Origin of the sequence: Paracidovorax avenae ATCC 19860, assembly GCF_000176855.2 — a bacterium.
In the GTDB taxonomy this organism is placed as follows: domain Bacteria; phylum Pseudomonadota; class Gammaproteobacteria; order Burkholderiales; family Burkholderiaceae_C; genus Paracidovorax; species Paracidovorax avenae.
On the sequence record NC_015138.1, the window covers coordinates 1,604,729 to 1,623,404 of the forward strand.

General features: G+C 70.6%; 16 protein-coding genes. 12 read left to right on the forward strand and 4 right to left on the reverse strand.

The window, feature by feature from the left end:
- Positions 1–48: 48 nt before the first annotated feature.
- The 4 genes from ACAV_RS07090 to ACAV_RS07105 form a co-directional block, all read right to left on the reverse strand.
- Positions 49–1,878, reverse strand: a complete 1,830-nt coding sequence (locus tag ACAV_RS07090; RefSeq protein WP_013593897.1) for a gamma-glutamyltransferase family protein — start codon at positions 1,876–1,878, stop codon at positions 49–51.
- A gap of 104 nt (positions 1,879–1,982) precedes the next feature.
- A complete protein-coding gene (locus ACAV_RS07095) occupies positions 1,983–3,521 on the reverse strand; it encodes an alkaline phosphatase D family protein (RefSeq protein WP_013593898.1) in 1,539 nt (512 codons plus the stop codon).
- 34 nt (positions 3,522–3,555) lie between these two features.
- Complete coding sequence (locus ACAV_RS07100) at positions 3,556–5,106, reverse strand: GGDEF domain-containing protein (protein ID WP_013593899.1); 1,551 nt, start codon at positions 5,104–5,106, stop codon at positions 3,556–3,558.
- Between the two features lie 141 nt (positions 5,107–5,247).
- Positions 5,248–6,222, reverse strand: coding sequence for an NADPH:quinone oxidoreductase family protein (locus ACAV_RS07105; protein ID WP_013593900.1), 975 nt, complete (start codon positions 6,220–6,222; stop codon positions 5,248–5,250).
- Positions 6,223–6,363: 141 nt separating this feature from the next.
- On the opposite strand from ACAV_RS07105, the gene surE reads away from it, so the two are divergent.
- From surE to hisS, 12 genes are all read left to right on the forward strand, one after another.
- Positions 6,364–7,155 (forward strand): 5'/3'-nucleotidase SurE, encoded by a 792-nt coding sequence (gene surE / locus ACAV_RS07110; protein ID WP_013593901.1) that lies wholly within the window; start codon positions 6,364–6,366, stop codon positions 7,153–7,155.
- Positions 7,155–7,940, forward strand: coding sequence for a protein-L-isoaspartate(D-aspartate) O-methyltransferase (locus ACAV_RS07115; protein WP_013593902.1), 786 nt, complete (start codon positions 7,155–7,157; stop codon positions 7,938–7,940). Before surE ends, ACAV_RS07115 begins: the two co-directional genes overlap by 1 nt.
- An 11-nt stretch (positions 7,941–7,951) precedes the next feature.
- On the forward strand, positions 7,952–8,851 hold the full coding sequence (locus ACAV_RS07120; protein ID WP_013593903.1) for a peptidoglycan DD-metalloendopeptidase family protein: 900 nt from the start codon (positions 7,952–7,954) through the stop codon (positions 8,849–8,851).
- A complete protein-coding gene (locus tag ACAV_RS07125; RefSeq protein ID WP_013593904.1) occupies positions 8,848–9,867 on the forward strand; it encodes an RluA family pseudouridine synthase in 1,020 nt (339 codons plus the stop codon). The genes ACAV_RS07120 and ACAV_RS07125 overlap by 4 nt, the downstream gene beginning before the upstream one ends.
- Before the next feature lie 271 nt (positions 9,868–10,138).
- A complete protein-coding gene (scpB, locus tag ACAV_RS07130) occupies positions 10,139–10,975 on the forward strand; it encodes an SMC-Scp complex subunit ScpB (protein WP_013593905.1) in 837 nt (278 codons plus the stop codon).
- Positions 10,972–12,429 (forward strand): pseudouridine synthase, encoded by a 1,458-nt coding sequence (locus tag ACAV_RS07135; RefSeq protein ID WP_013593906.1) that lies wholly within the window; start codon positions 10,972–10,974, stop codon positions 12,427–12,429. The genes scpB and ACAV_RS07135 overlap by 4 nt, the downstream gene beginning before the upstream one ends.
- A gap of 92 nt (positions 12,430–12,521) precedes the next feature.
- Entirely contained in the window at positions 12,522–12,947 is a 426-nt protein-coding gene (gene ndk, locus ACAV_RS07140; protein ID WP_011794561.1) for a nucleoside-diphosphate kinase, read from the forward strand.
- A 70-nt stretch (positions 12,948–13,017) separates the two neighbouring features.
- Positions 13,018–14,139, forward strand: a complete 1,122-nt coding sequence (gene rlmN / locus ACAV_RS07145; protein WP_013593907.1) for a dual-specificity RNA methyltransferase RlmN — start codon at positions 13,018–13,020, stop codon at positions 14,137–14,139.
- A 26-nt stretch (positions 14,140–14,165) separates the two neighbouring features.
- Positions 14,166–15,008, forward strand: coding sequence for a type IV pilus biogenesis/stability protein PilW (gene pilW / locus ACAV_RS07150; protein ID WP_013593908.1), 843 nt, complete (start codon positions 14,166–14,168; stop codon positions 15,006–15,008).
- The gene (locus ACAV_RS07155; RefSeq protein ID WP_013593909.1) at positions 15,001–15,957 is read left to right on the forward strand and encodes a helix-turn-helix domain-containing protein; all 957 of its coding nucleotides are present in this window, start codon (positions 15,001–15,003) and stop codon (positions 15,955–15,957) included. The genes pilW and ACAV_RS07155 overlap by 8 nt, the downstream gene beginning before the upstream one ends.
- 36 nt (positions 15,958–15,993) lie before the next feature.
- Entirely contained in the window at positions 15,994–17,238 is a 1,245-nt protein-coding gene (ispG, locus tag ACAV_RS07160) for a flavodoxin-dependent (E)-4-hydroxy-3-methylbut-2-enyl-diphosphate synthase (protein ID WP_174270293.1), read from the forward strand.
- 81 nt (positions 17,239–17,319) lie between these two features.
- Positions 17,320–18,660, forward strand: coding sequence for a histidine--tRNA ligase (gene hisS, locus ACAV_RS07165; RefSeq protein ID WP_013593911.1), 1,341 nt, complete (start codon positions 17,320–17,322; stop codon positions 18,658–18,660).
- Positions 18,661–18,676 lie beyond the last annotated feature (16 nt).

An 18,676-nucleotide genomic window follows, 5' to 3' on the forward strand; every position in this document is an offset into this window, starting at 1 on the left:
CACATGCGATGTGCTAGCTCGGCCGTGGCCGCCGGGCGGCGTGGCCGGTCAGTCGCCCATCACGATGCCCTCGCGGCGCGGATCGGCGCCGCCCAGCCACATCGGCTGGCCGTGCACGTTGGCGCGGGTGATGGCCTGCAGCCCGCTGGTCATGTTTATCTCGCGCACCTCGGCGCCGCGCGTGCGCAGCTGCTCCACGGTGGCGGGCAGGAAACGCGTTTCCTCCAGCATGGTGGGGCCGTTGAGGTTGCCGAAGTTCGGCAGGTTGATGGCCTGCTGCGGCGTCAGCCCCCAGTTGAAGATGCCATGCAGCGTCTTGGCGGTGTAGTGGATGATGAGCGCGCCGCCCGGGCTGCCGCCGCTCATCGCGAGCTGGCCGGTGGCCTTGTCGAAGACCAGGGTCGGGGCCATGGAGGAGCGGGGGCGCTTGCCGGGCTCCACGCGGTTGGCGATGGGCCGGCCGGCCGCGTCGCGGGGCGCGAAGCTGAAGTCGGTCAGTTCGTTGTTCAGCAGGAAGCCCTTGACCATCTGGCGGGAGCCGAACTGGTCCTCGATGGTCGTCGTCATCGCCACGGCATTGCCGCGGGCGTCCACCACGCTGATGTGGCTGGTGCCGTGCTCGATCTGGTCGGGCATCGGCGCCAGCGCCGTCTTCACGGCTCCCGGCGTGCCGGGCTGGGCCACCTTCAGGCTCTGCGGGCCGATGAGGCGGGCGCGCTGGGCCAGGTAGGCGGGATCGAGCAGGCTCGACCAGTTGCCCGCCGGCGGCTGCACGAAGTCGGGGTCCGCCACGTAGAGCCCGCGGTCGGCGAAGGCCAGGCGCGCGGCCTCGTTGTAGTAGTAGAGCCAGTCTGCGCCGGGCTGCAGGTCCTGCGGGCCGTTCGGGCCGGCCTGCAGCGGCATGCCGGCCGCGGGCGTCTGCTGCAGGATGCCGAGGATCTGCGCCACGGCGATCGCCCCGGAGCCGGGAGGCGGGAATCCGCACATGCGGTAGGCATGGGCCGCCACGGTGTAGTCGCTGCACAGGGCTTCGCGCTTCTTCGGCTGGTAGCCCGCCAGGTCCGCCAGGCTCAGCTGGCCGGGATTCGTCGGATGGCCCTGCACCTTGGCCACGATGGCCTGGGCGACCTCGCCCTCCAGCAGTGCCCTGGAGCCGTTCTGCGCGATGGCCCGCAGCACGGCCGCGAGCTCCGGATTGCGCAGCACGTGCCCCGCGGGCCAGGGCTTGCCCGCGGGATCGAAGAAGTAGGCCCGCGCGGCCGGGTCCTGCGCCAGGTATTTCTCGTTGGCGAGCAGGCTGTTGAGCCGGGCGCTCACCTTGAAGCCGCCCTCGGCCAGTCGGATGGCAGGCTCGAACAGCTGTGCCCACGGCAACACCCCGTGCTCGCGGTGCGCCATCTCGAGCATGCGCACGGCGCCGGGCACGCCGACCGAGCGGCCGCCGACCACGCCGTCGTAGAACGGCATGGGCTTGCCGTCCCGGCCGAGGAACAGGTTCTCGCTGGCGGCGGCAGGGGCGGTCTCGCGCCCGTCGTACGCTTCCACCTTGCTGCCCGCGGCGTGCAGCAGGAAGGCGCCGCCGCCGATGCCGCTGGACTGGGGTTCGACCAGCGTGAGCACCATCTGCACCGCGATGGCCGCATCGATGGCCGAGCCGCCGGCCTTGAGCACCTGGTAGCCCGCATCGGTGGCCAGCGGATTGGCCGCGGCGACCGCGAACTGGCGCGTGGCCCAGCCGGGTTTCTCCGTGTACCCCGAAGACCCTTCCGGCTGGTCCGGCACCGAATAGGCGAGTTGCGGGGCGGTGGAGCAGGCGGCCAGCAGGGCCGTGGCGGCAGCCAGCGCCAGGGCGGTGCGGCGGGTGGACGGGAACTTCATGCGGGTACGCCTCCTTCGTCGTGCAATGGAATGATCTCGGGGATAACGCAGGGCATCCTATCGGCCCGCCCCGGCCTATGGCGGCTTTGTTACAAGCGGGTACGTCAGTCCTGTACCGGGCCCGGGCGGCGGTCTTCCACCACGAAGCGCGCCAGGGTGGCGCAGGCGCTGTCGGGCCGCAGCGGGTCGTCCACCGTCCGCAGCACCGTGGTCCAGCGCTGCGGCGTGACGTCGGCCAGGCCCCAGCCACGCAGGTCGCTGCGTGCCAGCAGCACGTGGGGATTGAGCCGCACGATGGCGTCCACCCGTTCCTGCGTGGTGCCTGCCCGCGAGCTGATGGAGGTGCCGCAGAACTCGCTGGCCAGGATGGGGCCGTCCGGCGCGGGGCCGCGTACTTCGCAGACGTAGTTCTGGTGGATGTCTCCGCCGAGGAACACGGTATTGCGCGGCGCCCGGCCCGCGAGGGAGGCGAGCAGCCGTTCGCGCGCCGCGGGATAGCCGTCCCAGCTGTCGGTGCCCTGCCGTCCGGAGGGCGTGCGGCGCGGTGAGAAAAGTGTCTGCTGCGCGATCACGCTCCAGCGCGGGGTGCTCCCATCGCCGGCTGGCGCGGCATCCTCCGCCAGCCCCGCATCCAGCCAGCGCTCCTGGCCCACGCCGAGAAAGCTGCGCGCCGGGTCCCCGAGCTCGGGGCAGTGGGCAGGCCGTACCGCTCCCGCATCGCCTGCGCCCGGCGGGCGGCAAGCCTGGCGGCTGCGGAACTGGCGCGCGTCGAGCAGGTGCAGGTGTGCCAGCCGCCCCCAGGCGAGGCGCCGGTACAGCTGCAGGCCGCCGAAGCTGCCGCCGGCCTGGAGCGCCGCCGCGCGCAGCGGCATGTGCTCGTAGAACGCCTGGTAGGCCGCGGCCCGCAGGTCGGCGAAGGCGGCCTCCGGCTCCCGCCCGGACAGCCCAGCGTAGTCGTTCTCCACCTCGTGGTCGTCCCAGGTCACGGCCCAGGGGGCTGCGGCGTGGGCCGCCTGCAGGGCCGGGTCGCTGCGGTGCAGCGCGTAGCGGTCGCGGAAGTCGGCCAGCGTCCGCGCGTGGCGAAGCGCATGCACGCGGGCCAGGCCAGAGGGGTCGGCGGGGCTCGCGTATTCGTAGATGTAGTCGCCCAGGAACAGCACGAGGTCGGGCGCATGTCGGCACACGTCGTTCCAGGCGGCGTAACACCCGTGCTCCCAGCGCTGGCACGAGGCGAATGCCAGGCGCAGGTGCGGCTGCGGGTCTGCGAGGGACGGCGCGGTGCGCGTGCGGCCGGTGGGGCTCGCGGCGTCGCCGTGCAGGAAGCGGTAGAAATACCAGCGCCCCGGCTCCAGCCCGCGCAGTTCCACATGCACGCTGTGCGCCAGCTCCGGCAGGGCCGTGGCCGTGCCCTGGCGCACGATGCGGCGGAACCGGTCGTCGTGCGCCAGCTCCCAGCGCACCGTCGCCGGGCCGGCCGCGCCGCCGGGCTCCGGTGGCATCAGCCGGGTCCAGAGCACGAAGCCGTCGGGTGCCGGGTCTCCGCTCGCCACGCCGAGCGCGAAGGGGTCGTTTCCCCAGCCGGGCGAGGACCATGCCCGGCGGGGCAGGGCGCCGGGCACCGCCAGCGCGGCAGCGAGCCGCATCAGCGTGCGGCGGTCGATGGCCTGCCGGGGCGGGTCAGGCCGCCATGACACGGTTCTTGCCCGAGCGCTTGGCGAGGTACATGCCCTGGTCCGCCCGCCGGATCGCTTCCACCGTCGTCTCCTGCGGCGCAAGCTGCGCCACGCCGGCGCTGAAGGTGATGAGCACCTTTTCCTGGTCCTTGAGGAAGTAGCGCGTGGTCAGTTCACGCTGCAGGCGGGCCATGGCCTCCACGCCCTGGGCCAGGGAGGTGTCCGGCAGGATGATCACGAACTCCTCGCCCCCGTAGCGGGCGAGCTGGTCCTGCGGGCGCATCACCTCGCGCGTCACGCCCGCGAGGTGCTTGAGTGCCTCATCCCCGCCCGTATGCCCCAGCCGGTCGTTGATGGCCTTGAAATTGTCCAGGTCCAGCAGCGCGACGCACAGCGGCGCGTCGTTGCGCAGCGCGCGTGCCACTTCGCGGTCCAGCGCCTCGTCCAGGCCCTTGCGGTTCAGCGAGCCGGTCAGCGGATCGTGCCGCGCCTGGGCGCTGGCCCGGTCCAGTTCCTCCTGCAGCTTGGCGATCTCGGCATGCCTGGCCTCGGAGCGCTCGCGCAGCTCCTGCAGTTCGTCGCGCGTCAGGCGCGTGTCGAGCGCCATGGCGCGGGTCGCGCCCATCACCTCCTCGAGCAGCGGCGTGATCTGGTCCAGGCTCGTGGCCTGCCCGATCTGCTCGGCGCAGCGCTCCATCTTCTCGTGGTAAGTGCTGCTGGACGCGGTGATCTGCGCGAGCCGCTCGATGAACGTGGCCAGCAGCTCCTTCATCTGCTGCTGTGCCTGCACGGAGCGCTCGCGCGCCTCGTTCTGCTTGAAGATCACGTCCTTGAGCCGGCGCTGCACGTCGTCCAGCCGCCGCAGCGTGAGCGGTGGCGTGGAGGCCGCCTTGAGGGCCTCGGCCTGCCCCTGCAGCCATTGGTCGTCCTGGCTCAGCACCGAGATGTTCTCGAACACCATGTGCAGCAGGGCCAGAAGGCCGGAGCGGATCGCTGCCTGGTCCTCGGTGGCGAAGGAGAGCCGGTAGCTGAAGTTGTTGAGCATCAGCGCCAGCGTGGACACCGGCGGTGCGGGCTGGCGCAGGAACTGCGTGAGTTGCGCCGCCAGCTCATGGACGCGCGCATCGTCCTCGCCCAGCGCCGGCAGCGTGTTGTCGACCAGCCGGGCCAGTTGCTCCGCCATGTCTTCGGGCAGCACCGTGGCGGCGCCTGCCGGGGCGCCCGTCAGCGGTGCCGGGGCTGTCTCCACCGGAGTGGCGCCGCCGGCATGCAGGCCCAGGTTGGCATAGCCCACCAGCACGCCCTGGAGCTGTGACCAGTCCCCCTGCTCGATGGCCGCCTCGAACTGGCCGAGCAGCCGCTTCTGGGCAGGCGTCTGGCCGGGGAGCACCCGCAGGATGTGGCGCAGTTGCGCATCGGGAAAAGCCGGGGCCGTGCGCGTGCCGGCGATCTCCTCGTACAGCGCCTGGTAGTTGTCCGGGGTGGGCGCGAGGCGGCGGGCCGCCAGCTGTTTGAGGGTTTCTCGCGCGATCTCTGAAGGGGGGCGGTCGGCCATCGGGCATGCACGGCAGAGGAGGGGGCCCCGAGTGTGACAGACGGCGGACGCCTTGAACAGCGCGGCCGCAGCGGCCCCGCGGGCCGGCGCGGCGGTTCCGCGGGGCGGCACGCGGCGCCATGGCCGGCCGCCGCCGGCAGGTCAGTTCACCAGCACCAGCTTGCCCTGCACGGCCCGGGAAGCCATCCGTTCGTAGGCCGCATGCAGTTGCGCCATGGGCATGGTGCGGTCGATCACCGGCTTGACCGCGCCTTCGCCATACCAGCGCGCCAGCTCCGCCATCATGGCCGCGTTCGCCTTCGGCTCGCGCCGGGAGAACTCGCCCCAGAACACGCCCACGATCGATGCCCCCTTGAGCAGCGCCAGGTTCAGGGGCAGCGAGGGGATCGGGCCGGCCGCGAAGCCCACCACCAGGTAGCGCCCGCGCCAGGTGATGGAGCGGAAGGCCGGCTCGGTGAAGTCGCCGCCCACGGGGTCGTAGATCACGTCCGGGCCCTTGCCGTCCGTCAGGCCCTTGATCGCCTCGCGCAGGTTTTCCGCGCTGTAATTGATCACTGCGTCGGCACCGGTAGAAAGGCACAGCGCGCATTTCTCGTCCGAGGAGGCCGCCGCGATCACGCGCGCGCCCATCTTCTTGGCGATCTGGATGGCCGCGGTGCCCACGCCGCCGGCCGCGCCCAGCACCAGCACCATCTCGCCGGCCCGCAACTGCGCCCGGTCCACCAGCGCGTGGTGCGACGTGGCATAGATCATGATGAAGGCCGCGGCGTCCACGTGCGGGAAGCCGTCCGGCAGCGGCATGCACAGCGCCGCGGGCGCGATGGCATGGGTCGCGAAGCCGCCGGTACCCGTCAGGCAGGCCACGTTCTGGCCCACGCGCAGGTGCTCCACGCCTTCGCCCACGGCCTGGACCACGCCGGCGTACTCCGAGCCCGGCACGAACGGCGGATCGGGCTTCATCTGGTACTTGTTCTGCACGATCAGCAGGTCGGGAAAGTTCAGGCTCGCGGCGCGGATCTCGATCAGCACCTCGCCACGCTTCGGGACGGGCGTCGGCAGCTCGGTCCAGGCGAGGTTGTCCACGCCCGTGGGCTGGGTGCAAAGCCATGCATGCATGCGGGGTCTCCTTCGGTGGTTGCGCGGGCATCATAGGCGCCCGGCGCGCAGGGCCGATGTCCCTGGAGCGACGGCCCCCCGCCAGCGGCCGCCCGTGGGACGGGCCCTACAATCTTCGCGCACTCCGCCCTCAGCGACCCCATGAAGATCCTTCTTTCCAACGATGACGGCTACCAGGCGCCGGGCATCGTGGCGCTCCATGCCGCACTGCGCGAGATCCCCGGCGTCGATGTCGACGTGGTGGCTCCCGAGCACAACAACAGTGCCAAGTCCAACGCGCTCACGCTGCATTCGCCCCTGTACGTCCACCAGGCGGCCAACGGCTTCCGCTACGTGAACGGCACCCCTGCCGACTGCGTGCACATCGCGCTCACCGGGCTGCTGGGCTTCCGGCCCGACCTGGTCGTCTCCGGCATCAACAATGGCGCCAACATGGGAGACGACACCATCTATTCCGGCACCGTGGGCGCGGCCATGGAGGGCTACCTGTTCGGCGTGCCGGCCATCGCGTTTTCCCAGGTGGACAAGGGGTGGGGCGAGATCGAGGCGGCCGCGCGCAAGGCCCGCGAAATGGTCGAGCAGATGCACGCGCAGCACCTGGTCGGGGAAGTGCCCTGGCTGCTGAACGTCAACATTCCCAATCTCCCGTTCGATCAACTCCGCCCGGTGAAGGTCTGCCGCCTGGGCCGGCGCCATGCGGCCGAGCGGGTGATCGAGCAGGAGAGCCCGCGCGGTGAGCGCATGTACTGGATCGGCGGCGCGGGCCCGGCCAAGGACGACTCCGAGGGCACGGATTTCCACGCCACCGCGCTCGGCCACGTGGCGCTCACCCCGCTGAAGGTGGACCTGACCGACCACGAAGGCCTGGCGTACTGGTCCGACACGGCGGGGCGCCTCGCCCAGCCATCGGCCGTGGCCGCCGGAGCGCTGTAATGCACCGGCGGCCCGGTTTTCCCGCCCGGCTCGACACGCCGTCGGCACCCGGTGCGCCACGCGCGCCGGCGCCCGCGCGACCCCCGCTGCCTGCCGGCGCGCCGGCGGCCGTACCGGTGCCGCACGGCCTGGGCCTGGATTCGGCCGCCGTGCGCGCCCGCATGGTGCAGCGCCTCGCCGCCGGCGGGATCACGTCGCCCGCCGTGCTCCAGGCCATGGGCACGGTGGAGCGGCACCGTTTCGTGGACACCGCGCTCGTCAACCAGGCCTACGAGGACACCAGCCTGCCCATCGGGCTCGGGCAGACGATCTCCAAGCCCAGCATCGTGGCCCGCATGACCGAACTGCTGCTGGGCGCCGAGGGCGCCCGCGCAGGCGGCCTGGGGCGCGTGCTGGAGATCGGCACCGGCTGCGGCTACCAGGCCGCGGTGCTCGCCCGGGTGGCGCGCGAGGTGTACACCATCGAGCGGCTGCGCGCGTTGCATGAGAAGGCCCGCGACAATCTGCGGCCCTGGCGGCTGACCAATGCGCACCTGATCCTGGGCGACGGCATGGCCGGCTACGCCAAGGGTGCGCCCTATGCCGCCATCATCGCTGCCGCGGGCGGTGAAACCATTCCTGACGCCTGGGTCCAACAGCTCGCCGTGGGAGGGCGCCTCGTCGCCCCTATGGCCGCGGCGGGCGGGCGGCAGGTCCTCGTCGTGATCGACAGGACTCCCCACGGGCTTCAGCAGAGCACGTTGGAGGCCGTACATTTTGTCCCCCTAAAATCGGGGATTGCCTGAAGGAATTGCTTATGCTGGTATCGCGTGGTCTTGTGACTTGGAGTTCGGTGGCGTTGGCGGTCGTGGTGCTGGCCGGCTGCGGAACCCGCGTCAACAGGGCTCCGGTGGAAGACCGCGGCACCGCCGTATCCTCCTCGTCCACATCGCCGCAGTCCGGCGTCGTCGTCGGCACGCCGCCGAAACCCCTCCCGGGGGCGGAGAACGCCGGCAAGCCCGGCTACTACAGCGTGAAGCCCGGCGACACCCTCATCCGCATCGGGCTCGAATCCGGCCAGAGCTGGAAGGACATCGCCCGCTGGAACAACCTGGACAACCCCAACCTCATCGAGGTCGGCCAGGTGCTGCGCGTCGTGCCGCCCGGCACCACGCCGCCCGCGCAGGTCGCATCCGACACCGGCGTGGTCACGCGCCCGGTGACCTCCACGGCCATCCTGCCTGCCCCTGCGGCATCCGGGGCGAGCGCGCCGCGCAGCGGTGCATCCGCCGTGGCGGCGGCCCCGGCTCCTGCACCCGCTCCGGCCCCGGCCGCCGGCGGTGGCGATGACGACATGGCCTTCATCTGGCCGGCATCCGGCTCGCTGGTGGCCGGCTTCGACGAGGCCCGCAACAAGGGCTACGACATCGCCGGCAAGGCGGGCGACCCGGTGCTGGCCGCCGCCGACGGCCGCGTGGTGTATGCCGGCGCGGGCCTGCGCGGCTACGGCAACCTGGTGATCCTCAAGCACAACAACACCTACCTGACGGCGTACGCCCACAACCAGACGCTGCTGGTCAAGGAAGACCAGTCGGTGCGGCGCGGCCAGAAGATCGCCGAGATGGGCAGCTCCGACACCGACCGCGTGAAGCTGCATTTCGAGATCCGCCGCCAGGGCAAGCCCGTGGACCCGGCGCGCTACCTGCCCGCGCGTTGAGTCCCGTCGCGCCTCCATCCGCCAGCGGCCTCCCCGAGGGCCTGGCGGACGATCCGGCCGAGGCGGAAGACGGCTCCGACGGCGCGGAAACCCGGGTCGTGCAGGCATCGCCCGCGCAGCACGGTGCCCGGCTCGACAAGGCGCTGGCCGAACTCGTGCCCGAGTTCTCCCGCAGCTATCTCCAGCAGTTGCTGGGCGAGGGCGGGGTGCTGGTCAACGGCCGCGCGGCGGCCAAGCCGTCGGCCCGCGTGCAGGCCGGCGACGTGCTCTCGGTCGAGTTGCGGCCCACGCCCCAGAGCCAGGCATTCCGCCCGGAAGCCATGGCGCTGGACACCGTGTACGAGGACGAGCACCTGCGCATCGTCAACAAGCCGGCCGGGCTGGTCGTGCATCCCGCCCCCGGCAACTGGAGCGGCACGCTGCTCAACGGCCTGCTCTCGCTGGATCCACGGGCCGGCAACGTGCCGCGTGCCGGCATCGTCCACCGGCTCGACAAGGACACCAGCGGCCTCATGGTCGTCGCGCGCGAGCGCTCCGTGATGGACGCGCTCGTGCGGATGATCGCCGCGCGCGAAGTCAGCCGCCAGTACCTGGCCCTGGGCCACCGTGCCTGGCAGGGTTCGCAGACCCGCGTGGTGGAAGAGGCCATCGGGCGCGATCCGCGCAACCGGCTGCGCATGGCGGCGGTGGACCTGGCCGTGCATGCCGGCAAGCCGGCCCGCACCGACCTTGCCGTGCTCGACACCTGCGAAGACGGCTGCCTGGTGCACTGCACGCTCCACACCGGGCGCACCCACCAGATCCGCGTCCACATGGCGTGGCTGCGGCATCCGCTCCTGGCCGATACGCTCTATGGCGGAGAGCCGGCGGCGGGCATGTCCCGGCAGGCGCTGCATGCCTACCGCCTGGCATTCGCCCACCCCGTCACCGGACAGCCCCTGCTTTTCCATGCACCGCTGCCCGGCGACATGGCCGGCGCGCTCCAGGCCTGGGGCCTACGCTACAATCCGGCCTGAACGCGGCCTTCCGGCCGCCCGGCCTCATCGGGCCCCGCCGCGCGCCGTGCCGTCCCGATCGAATGCCCCGCCGCTCCCGCGGCCCACGCCTGCCACCAGAGCGGCTGACAAAACTGTATCGCTGCCTTCCCGTCCGCACCCCCGCGGGCCGTGCCCCAGTCCGGCACGGGCCTGCATTGGCGGGCCAGCAGAGTTCTGCCAGCCGCTGGAACCTCCCAACCTCGTGCGGTGCCCCGCGGCCAGCGGCACCGCCAACCGCCATCGCTGAACCATGAATACGGTGGATGCCAAACGGGTCCTCGAAACCGCGCTGATCTGTGCGCCGCAGCCCGCGACGCTGCGGGAGCTGCGCACGCTCTTCCAGGACGCCCTGGGCGCCGACACCATCAAGCAATTGCTGGTGGAACTGCAGCAGGAGTGGGCCCAGCGCGGCGTCGAACTCGTGCAGGTGGCGTCGGGCTGGCGGTTCCAGAGCCGGCCCGAGATGCGCGAGTACCTGGACCGGCTCCATCCCGAGAAGCCTCCGCGCTATACCCGCGCTGCCCTCGAGACATTGGCCATCATCGCTTACCGGCAGCCTGTCACCCGCGGCGATATCGAGGAGATCCGGGGCGTGACCGTCAACAGCCTGATCCTCAAGCAGCTCGAGGACCGGGGGTGGGTGGAAGTGATCGGGCACCGCGAGACCGTCGGCCGTCCCGCCCTGTTCGCGACCACCCGACAGTTCCTCGACGACCTGGGGCTGAAATCCCTGGACGAGCTGCCCATGCTTGAAAATCCCGCCGTCCAGTCCAGCGTCCTGGAAGCCCTGGAACGCGGTGCGTCGGAACCAGGAGACGACGGGCCGGAGGAGGCCGCCGAGGCCCCTTCCGCCTCGCCCGCTGAGCCCGCCTCGCCAGCGGAGCCCGACTCCGCCGATGCTTCGGACGGCCCCGATCCCGGGCCCCATCCCGTTCCCGCGGAGCCCGCCGGCAGCGGTGCCGCCTCCATCGATGCCGTCTCCACCGTCCCGGAAGACGCCGCATCCACAGAATCACCGACGACCGCCGAGGACGATTCGGAGCCCCGGCGCCCCGAACCTCCGGTCCCTCCCGAAAGCACGCCATGAATCCATCCGAGCCCGATCACGACGGGGCCGCCGCTGCCTCGCAACCCGCAGCCGGCGACGCCTCCGCGGCCCAGAAGCCCGCCCGCCGCGTGCCGCGCAAGCGGGCCGCGGCCCCTGCTGCCGATTCCGCCGCGGCGTCCGATCCTGTGTCCGGCGTGCCCGCCGAGGGCGACGCCATCGTCCAGGCCCCGACCGAACCCGCTCCGCCAGAAGCCGTCCCGGACGAAGCCGGCACCGCTGCAGCCGGAGTGCGCCCGGCCTCACCTGCCTCGCGGCCACCACGCGAGCGCAGGGAGCCGGCACCGCGTGGGCCGCGTGGCCGTCCGAACCCTGCTGCGCCGGAGGGCTACCGGTTCGACGACGTGGTCTCGGGCCAGCTCGACGCGGATGAAGACCGCGCCGATGTGGCTCCGGCCAAGCGCGTGCTGCCGCCCCAGGTGGAAATGCCCAAGCTGCACAAGGTGCTGGCCCAGGCCGGGCTGGGCTCCCGGCTGGAGATGGAGCAGCTCATCCTCGAAGGCCGCATCTCCGTCAACAACGAGCCGGCCCACATCGGGCAGCGCGTCCAGTACGGCGACCAGGTCAAGGTCAACGGCCGGCCCATCCGCTACCGCATCGACCCGCCCGCACCCCGGGTGATCGCCTACCACAAGCCCGTCGGCGAAGTCGTCACCCACGACGATCCCCAGAACCGGCCCACCGTGTTCCGCAAGCTGCCGCGGCTGGCCCATGGCAAATGGCAGTCCGTGGGGCGCCTGGACCTGAACACCGAAGGCCTGCTGCTCTTCACCAGCGCGGGTGAGCTGGCCAACAAGCTCATGCACCCCCGCTTCGGCCTGGAGCGTGAATACGCGGTGCGGGTGCTTGGCGCCCTGAGCAACGAGGAAAAGCAGCGCCTGCTCGACGGCGTCCAGCTCGAGGACGGCATGGCGGCCTTCGGCTCCATCGAGGATGGTGGGGGCGAAGGCTCGAATTGCTGGTACCGCGTCACCATCTCCGAAGGCCGCAACCGCGAGGTGCGTCGCATGCTCGAGTCGGTGGGGCATGCCGTCAGCCGCCTCATCCGCATCCGCTACGGCTCCATGATGCTGCCGCGCGGCCTCAAGCGCGGCGCCTGGCTCGAGCTGGACGAGCGCGACATCCGCGCACTGATGCAGGCCGCCGGCGCCGACATGCCGCGCCCCGCCGGGCCGGGTGCCGCCGCGGGCGACCGCAAGGGGGGCGGCCCGCGCAAGGGCGGTGGGCGTGGCCAGGGTGGCCCCGGTGGCCCGGCACCTCGCGGCGACTATTTCAATCCGCCCGCAGGCGGCCGGGGCCAGCGTGCCGCGCCGCCCTCCAGCCAGCCCGATCCGATGAAGACCTCGGTGGGCTACATCGGCAGCGACAGCCTCGCGCGGCACCGCCAGGACCAGAAGCAAAAGCGCAAGGCCTTCCAGAAGCGCGGCGGGCGCTGAGTGCCCTGCCACATTGCGGACAAGTCCTGCCGATTAGAATCGAGGGCTTTGTCCGCAGGGCAAAAGTCTTTCTCACCATCCAAGGAAAAACCATGGCTATCGAACGCACCCTCTCCATCATCAAGCCCGACGCAGTCGCCAAGAACGTGATCGGCCAGATCTACGCCCGCTTCGAAGCCGCCGGCCTGAAGATCGCCGCCGCACGCATGGCCCACCTGTCGCGCCAGGAAGCCGAGCAGTTCTACGCCGTCCACAAGGAGCGTCCCTTCTTCAAGGACCTGGTGGATTTCATGATCTCCGGCCCCGTGATGATCCAGGTGCTCGAAGGCGAGAACGCCATCCTGAAGAACCGTGAACTGATGGGCGCCACGGATCCGAAGAAGGCAGCCCCCGGCACCATCCGCGCCGACTTCGCCGACAGCATCGACGCCAACGCCGTGCACGGTTCGGACGCCGCCGAAACGGCCCAGGTGGAAGTGTCCTTCTTCTTCCCCGGCCTGAACATCTACGCACGCTGATCCCGCTGGCGGCCCGGTGCGGCGTGCGCGCCATGCCCCGGGCCCTGCCTGCCGGAACGGCTCCCCGACGATGACCAAGAACCTTCTCGACTTCGACCTGGACGGGCTCGCCGCCTTCTGCGAGCAGCTCGGGGAGAAGCGTTTCCGCGCGGTCCAGCTTTTCCGCTGGATCCACCAGCGCGGCGCCAGCGATTTCGCCCGGATGAGCGACCTGGCGAAGTCGCTGCGCGAGAAGCTCTCGGGCTGCGCACACGTCGCGGCCCTGCCGGTCATCAGCGAGCACGTGTCCGCGGATGGCACCGTCAAGTGGCTCTTCGACGTCGGCGACGGCAATGCGGTCGAGTCCGTGTTCATCCCCGAGGATGACCGCGGCACGCTGTGCATTTCCTCGCAGGCCGGCTGCGCTGTGGGCTGCCGCTTCTGCTCCACGGGGCACCAGGGTTTCAGCCGCAACCTTACCAGCGGCGAGATCGTCGCCCAGCTGTGGTTCGCCGAGCACGCCCTGCGCGCGCGCCTGGGAACCCAGGAGCGCGTCATCTCCAACGTGGTCATGATGGGCATGGGCGAGCCCTTGCAGAACTACACCGCACTGGTGCCGGCGCTGCGCACCATGCTCGACGACCATGGCTATGGCCTGTCGCGGCGGCGCCTCACGGTGTCCACCTCCGGTGTCGTGCCCATGATGGACCGCCTGTCCCAGGACTGCGCCGTGGCGATGGCCGTGTCGCTGCATGCGCCGAACGATGCCCTGCGCGACCAGCTGGTCCCCCTGAACCGCAAATACCCCCTGCGCGAACTGCTCGACGCCTGCACGCGTTACCTGGAGCATGCGCCGAGGGATTTCATCACCTTCGAATACTGCATGCTCGATGGCGTCAACGACCAGCCCGAGCATGCGCGCCAGCTCATCGACCTCGTGCGCCCGCGCGGCGCGGAGGGCGTGCGCTGCAAGTTCAACCTGATTCCCTTCAACCCGTTCCCCGCGTCCGGACTGCACCGTTCCAACCCTGGGCAGGTGGCGGCTTTCGCGAAGTTGCTCAGCGATGCGGGTATCGTTACGACCGTGCGCAAGACACGCGGCGATGACATCGACGCGGCCTGCGGGCAGCTCGCCGGCGATGTGAAGGACCGCACCCGGGCGGCCGAACGCATGGCCAGGCAGCGCACGATCGTTCTCAAACCGGTGGCATGAAGGCCGCCCCGTTCTGGAGGCTTGAGATGGTGGAACCCCGATCGTTCCTGCGGCATGCGTCCCGCCACGTCCTTGCGGCCGGCGCAGCCGTGTGCCTGGCACTGGTCCTGGGCGGATGCGCTGCCCGGCCCGACGCCGGCGCCAGCACGGCCGCCGCCCTGGCGCCCGAGGCCAACCCGTCGTCCGAGGCGGCGGAGCTGCGCCGCCGTGCACGCATCCGGCTGGAACTCGCCGCCAACTACCTGGAAATGGGCCAGACCCAGGTCGCGCTGGAAGAAGTGCAGCAGGCCATCTCCACCGACCCCTCGTTCGGTGACGGCTACAACCTGCGTGGCCTGGTGTTCATGCGCCTGGGCGACTGGCCCTCGGCCGACGACAGCTTCCGCCGCGCGCTCGACATCAATCCGCAGGAGCCTTACCTGCTGCACAACTACGGCTGGCTGCGCTGCCAGCAGAAGAACTATGCGGAAGCCGAACGCTTCTTCGACCGCGCGCTGGCCGTGCCTTCCTACACCGCCCGCGCGAAGACGCTCATGACGCAGGGGCTCTGCCAGGAGCGCGCAGGGCAGGTGGCCGAGGCCGAGAAGACGCTGGCCAAGGCCTACGAGCTCGATGCCGGCAATCCGGTGGTGGGTTACAACCTGGCGTCGATGGCGTTCCGCCGCGGCGACGCGAAGCGGGCGCAGTTCTACAGCCGCCGCCTGAACAACAGTGAACTGGCCAACGCGGAATCGCTCTGGCTGGGTATCAAGATCGAGCGCGCCCTGGGCAATGCCCTGGAGATGCGCCAGTTGGGTGAACAATTGCACAAGCGTTTCCCTGATTCCAAGGAAGTGTTGGCATTCGATCGGGGAGCATTCAATGAGTGAGCCGGTGGCGCAGGACACGCAGATTTCCAGCGCGGAAGTGGAACGGGCATTGGCGGATGCCGCCGCGGCGGGCGCGATGCTGCGGCAGGCGCGCGAGCAGGCGGGCATGCATGTCGCCGCGCTGGCCGTGTCGCTCAAGGTGCCGGTACACAAGCTCGAGGCCCTGGAGGCCGGCAACCTCGGCGTGTTCCCGGATGCCGTCTTCGTCCGTGCGCTGGTGTCCAGCATCTGCCGCACCCTCAAGATCGATGCGGCGCCCGTGCTGGCGCTGCTGCCGCAGAACCAGGCACCCCGGCTGTCCTCGCACGAGGGCATCAACGCATCGTTCAAGCCGGGATCCGCCAAGCTCGCATCCTCCTCCGCTGCACCCGGCTCGCGCAAGGTCGCATTCGCCGTCGCCTTCCTGCTGGTGGCTGCCGTCGCCCTGGTCTTCGTTCCCCGGGAATGGTTCGACCGCCTGCAGGGCGCACCGTCGGTCGCGACCAGCGAGCCGTCGGGTGCCCAGGAGACTGCACAGGCCGGTGGCGCGCCCTCTGCCCCTGCGGCCGGAACGGTGTCCGAGCCGGTGCTGCTGCGCCAGGAAACTTTGGTGGGCGGCGCACCGTTGCCGCCCGCTCCCGTGGCGTCGTCGGCCGTGGCTGCGTCCAGCGCGCCCGCCGCGGCACCGGTCGTCGCTGCCGCCGCATCGGCACCCGCCAGCGCCGAGGCCGCGCAGAGCGCGCTCGTCATCCGTGCCCGCGGCGACTCCTGGGTCCAGGTGCGTGCGGCGACGGGTGCCACCGTCCTGCAGAAGCTGGTGCGCGCCGGGGAAACGGTGGCGGTGCCCGGCGCTCCCCCATGGTCGGTCGTGGTCGGCAAGGCCGACGCCACCGAGGTTCTGGTGCGTGGCCAGCCCATGGACCTGGCGCCCGTCGCGCGCGAGAACGTTGCCCGGTTCGAGGTGAAATAAGTGATCCACACTCCCAACGCCGAATCCCCCATCGCCATGGCATCGCCGCTGCCGCGGCGTTCGCGCCAGGCCCGCATCGCCTGGGGCGACCGGGTGGTGACGGTCGGTGGCGACGCGCCCGTGCGCGTGCAGTCCATGACCAACACCGACACCGTGGATGCGATCGGCACGGCCATCCAGGTCAAGGAGCTGGCGCAGGCCGGTTCCGAGTTCGTGCGCATCACCGTCAACACGCCCGAGGCGGCAGCCGCCGTGCCGTACATCCGCGAGCAGCTCGATCGCATGGGCGAGACCGTGCCGCTGGTGGGCGATTTCCACTACAACGGACACCGCCTGCTCACCGAATACCCGGATTGCGCCCAGGCGCTCTCAAAGTACCGCATCAACCCCGGCAACGTGGGCAAGGGCGACAAGCGCGACCGGCAGTTCGGCCAGATGATCGAAGCGGCCATGCGCTGGAACAAGGCCGTGCGCATCGGCGTGAACTGGGGCAGCCTCGACCAGGAACTGCTCGCCGGCCTGATGGATGCGAACAGCCGGCGCGCGGTGCCCTGGGATGCCCGCCAGGTCATGTACGAGGCCCTGATCACCTCCGCCATCGAATCGGCGCAGCGTGCCGAGGCCATGGGGCTCGATGGCAACCAGATCATCCTGTCCTGCAAGGTCAGCGGCGTGCAGGATCTCATTGCCGTCTATCGCGAACTCGCCCGCCGCTGCGACTACGCCCTGCACCTGGGCCTGACCGAGGCGGGCATGGGCACCAAGGGAACGGTCGCCTCCGCGGCGGCGTTGTCGGTGCTGCTGCAGGAAGGCATCGGAGACACCATCCGGGTGTCGCTCACGCCCCAGCCCGGCGAGGCCCGCACCCAGGAGGTCGTCGTGGCTTCCGAGATCCTGCAGGCCCTGGGACTGCGCGTCTTCGTGCCCAGCGTCACCGCCTGCCCCGGCTGCGGGCGCACCACCAGCACGACCTTCCAGGAACTGGCCAAGCAGATCGACGATTTCCTGCGCTCGCAGATGCCCGTCTGGCGCACCCGCTATCCTGGCGTCGAGAAGATCAAGGTGGCCGTGATGGGCTGCATCGTGAACGGCCCGGGCGAAAGCAAGCACGCCGACATCGGCATCAGCCTGCCCGGAACGGGCGAGGCACCGTCCGCGCCGGTCTTCATCGATGGAGAGAAAGCGATGACCCTGCGCGGAGAGCACATCGCCCGCGACTTCCAGCAGGTGGTCGAAGACTATATTTCCCGCCGCTTCGGCAGCACCGCCGAAGTTCTCTGATCCGTTCAGGGCTGCTGCGCCGCATCCTCCCGTGGATGCCGGCCATGCCCGCACCGGGGCCCACGCCCTATCTTCCGACGTATGTCCGCAAGCAATCCCTCCAACCCGTCCCAGGCCTCCAGGCCCGCCAAGCTCGCCGCCGTCAAAGGCATGAACGACATCCTGCCGCCCGAGTCGTCCCGCTGGGAATGGCTGGAGGACAAGGTGCGCGGCCTCATGGGGCAGTTCGCCTACCGGAACGTCCGCACGCCCATCCTGGAGCACACCGCGCTGTTCGTCCGCGGCATCGGCGAAGTCACCGACATCGTCGAGAAGGAGATGTACTCCTTCCACGACCGTTCCGACAAGTACGGCGACAACGACCACCTCAGCCTGCGGCCGGAGAACACTGCCGGTGTGGTGCGCGCGGCCATCGAGCACAACATGCTCTACGACGGTCCCAAGCGCCTCTGGTACACCGGTCCCATGTTCCGCCGCGAGAAGCCGCAGCGCGGACGCTTCCGGCAGTTCCACCAGATCGGCGCCGAGGCACTGGGCTTCGCCGGTCCCGACGTCGATGCGGAACTGATCCTCCTGGCGGATGCGCTCTGGAAGTCTATCGGGCTCACCGATGTGCGGCTCGAACTCAACAGCCTCGGCCAGCCCGCGGAGCGCGCACGCCACCGCGAGCAGCTCATCGCCCACTTCGAGCGCCATGCGGACCTGCTCGACGAGGACGGCAAGCGCCGCCTGCACACCAACCCGCTGCGCATCCTGGACACCAAGAATCCCGCGATGAAGCCCGTGGTGGAGTCGGCCCCCCGGCTGATGGATTTCCTCGGCGAGGAGTCGCTCGCCCACTTCGATGGCCTGCGCGCCATCCTGGACGCCAACGGCATCGCCTACACCATCAACCCGCGCCTGGTGCGCGGCCTGGACTACTACAACCTCACGGTGTTCGAATTCATCACCGATCGCCTCGGCTCCCAGGGCACGGTCTGTGCCGGCGGGCGCTACGACGATCTCATCGTCCAGGTGGGCGGCAAGCCCGCACCGGCCGTCGGCTGGGCCATCGGCGTCGAGCGCGTGCTGGAACTGCTCCGGGAGCAAGGCGCTGCCATTCCCGAGGCCCGCCCTGACGTCTATGCCGTCGTGCCCGACGCGTCTGCCGCCCCGGTCGTGCTGCGCACCCTGCGGCAATTGCGCGAGGCGGGACTCAGCGTGCAGATGCACGCCGCCAGCGCCGAAGGGCAGGGCAGCTTCAAGTCCCAGTTCAAGCGCGCGGACGCGAGCGGTGCGGCATTCGCCCTGGTGTTCGGCGCGGACGAGCTGGCCCGGGGCACCGTCACCGTCAAGCCGCTGCGGGAGCAGGGCGCAGAGCAGGTCGAGCGGCGCCTCGACGAAATCCCCGCCTGGGCCGCCACCCTACAATCCTCCCGCTAATCCTGTCGCGAACCCT

What these genes read in the sequence shown, in the direction of transcription:
- ACAV_RS07090 (WP_013593897.1), bottom strand. Translation starts at nt 1,878, where the DNA reads ATGAAGTTCCCGTCCACCCGCCGCACCGCCCTGGCGCTGGCTGCCGCC.
- ACAV_RS07095 (WP_013593898.1), bottom strand. Translation starts at nt 3,521, where the DNA reads ATGCGGCTCGCTGCCGCGCTGGCGGTGCCCGGCGCCCTGCCCCGCCGG.
- ACAV_RS07100 (WP_013593899.1), bottom strand. Translation starts at nt 5,106, where the DNA reads ATGGCCGACCGCCCCCCTTCAGAGATCGCGCGAGAAACCCTCAAACAG.
- ACAV_RS07105 (WP_013593900.1), bottom strand. Translation starts at nt 6,222, where the DNA reads ATGCATGCATGGCTTTGCACCCAGCCCACGGGCGTGGACAACCTCGCC.
- surE (WP_013593901.1), top strand. Translation starts at nt 6,364, where the DNA reads ATGAAGATCCTTCTTTCCAACGATGACGGCTACCAGGCGCCGGGCATC.
- ACAV_RS07115 (WP_013593902.1), top strand. Translation starts at nt 7,155, where the DNA reads ATGCACCGGCGGCCCGGTTTTCCCGCCCGGCTCGACACGCCGTCGGCA.
- ACAV_RS07120 (WP_013593903.1), top strand. Translation starts at nt 7,952, where the DNA reads ATGCTGGTATCGCGTGGTCTTGTGACTTGGAGTTCGGTGGCGTTGGCG.
- scpB (WP_013593905.1), top strand. Translation starts at nt 10,139, where the DNA reads ATGAATACGGTGGATGCCAAACGGGTCCTCGAAACCGCGCTGATCTGT.
- ACAV_RS07135 (WP_013593906.1), top strand. Translation starts at nt 10,972, where the DNA reads ATGAATCCATCCGAGCCCGATCACGACGGGGCCGCCGCTGCCTCGCAA.
- ndk (WP_011794561.1), top strand. Translation starts at nt 12,522, where the DNA reads ATGGCTATCGAACGCACCCTCTCCATCATCAAGCCCGACGCAGTCGCC.
- rlmN (WP_013593907.1), top strand. Translation starts at nt 13,018, where the DNA reads ATGACCAAGAACCTTCTCGACTTCGACCTGGACGGGCTCGCCGCCTTC.
- pilW (WP_013593908.1), top strand. Translation starts at nt 14,166, where the DNA reads ATGGTGGAACCCCGATCGTTCCTGCGGCATGCGTCCCGCCACGTCCTT.
- ACAV_RS07155 (WP_013593909.1), top strand. Translation starts at nt 15,001, where the DNA reads ATGAGTGAGCCGGTGGCGCAGGACACGCAGATTTCCAGCGCGGAAGTG.
- ispG (WP_174270293.1), top strand. Translation starts at nt 15,994, where the DNA reads ATGGCATCGCCGCTGCCGCGGCGTTCGCGCCAGGCCCGCATCGCCTGG.
- hisS (WP_013593911.1), top strand. Translation starts at nt 17,320, where the DNA reads ATGTCCGCAAGCAATCCCTCCAACCCGTCCCAGGCCTCCAGGCCCGCC.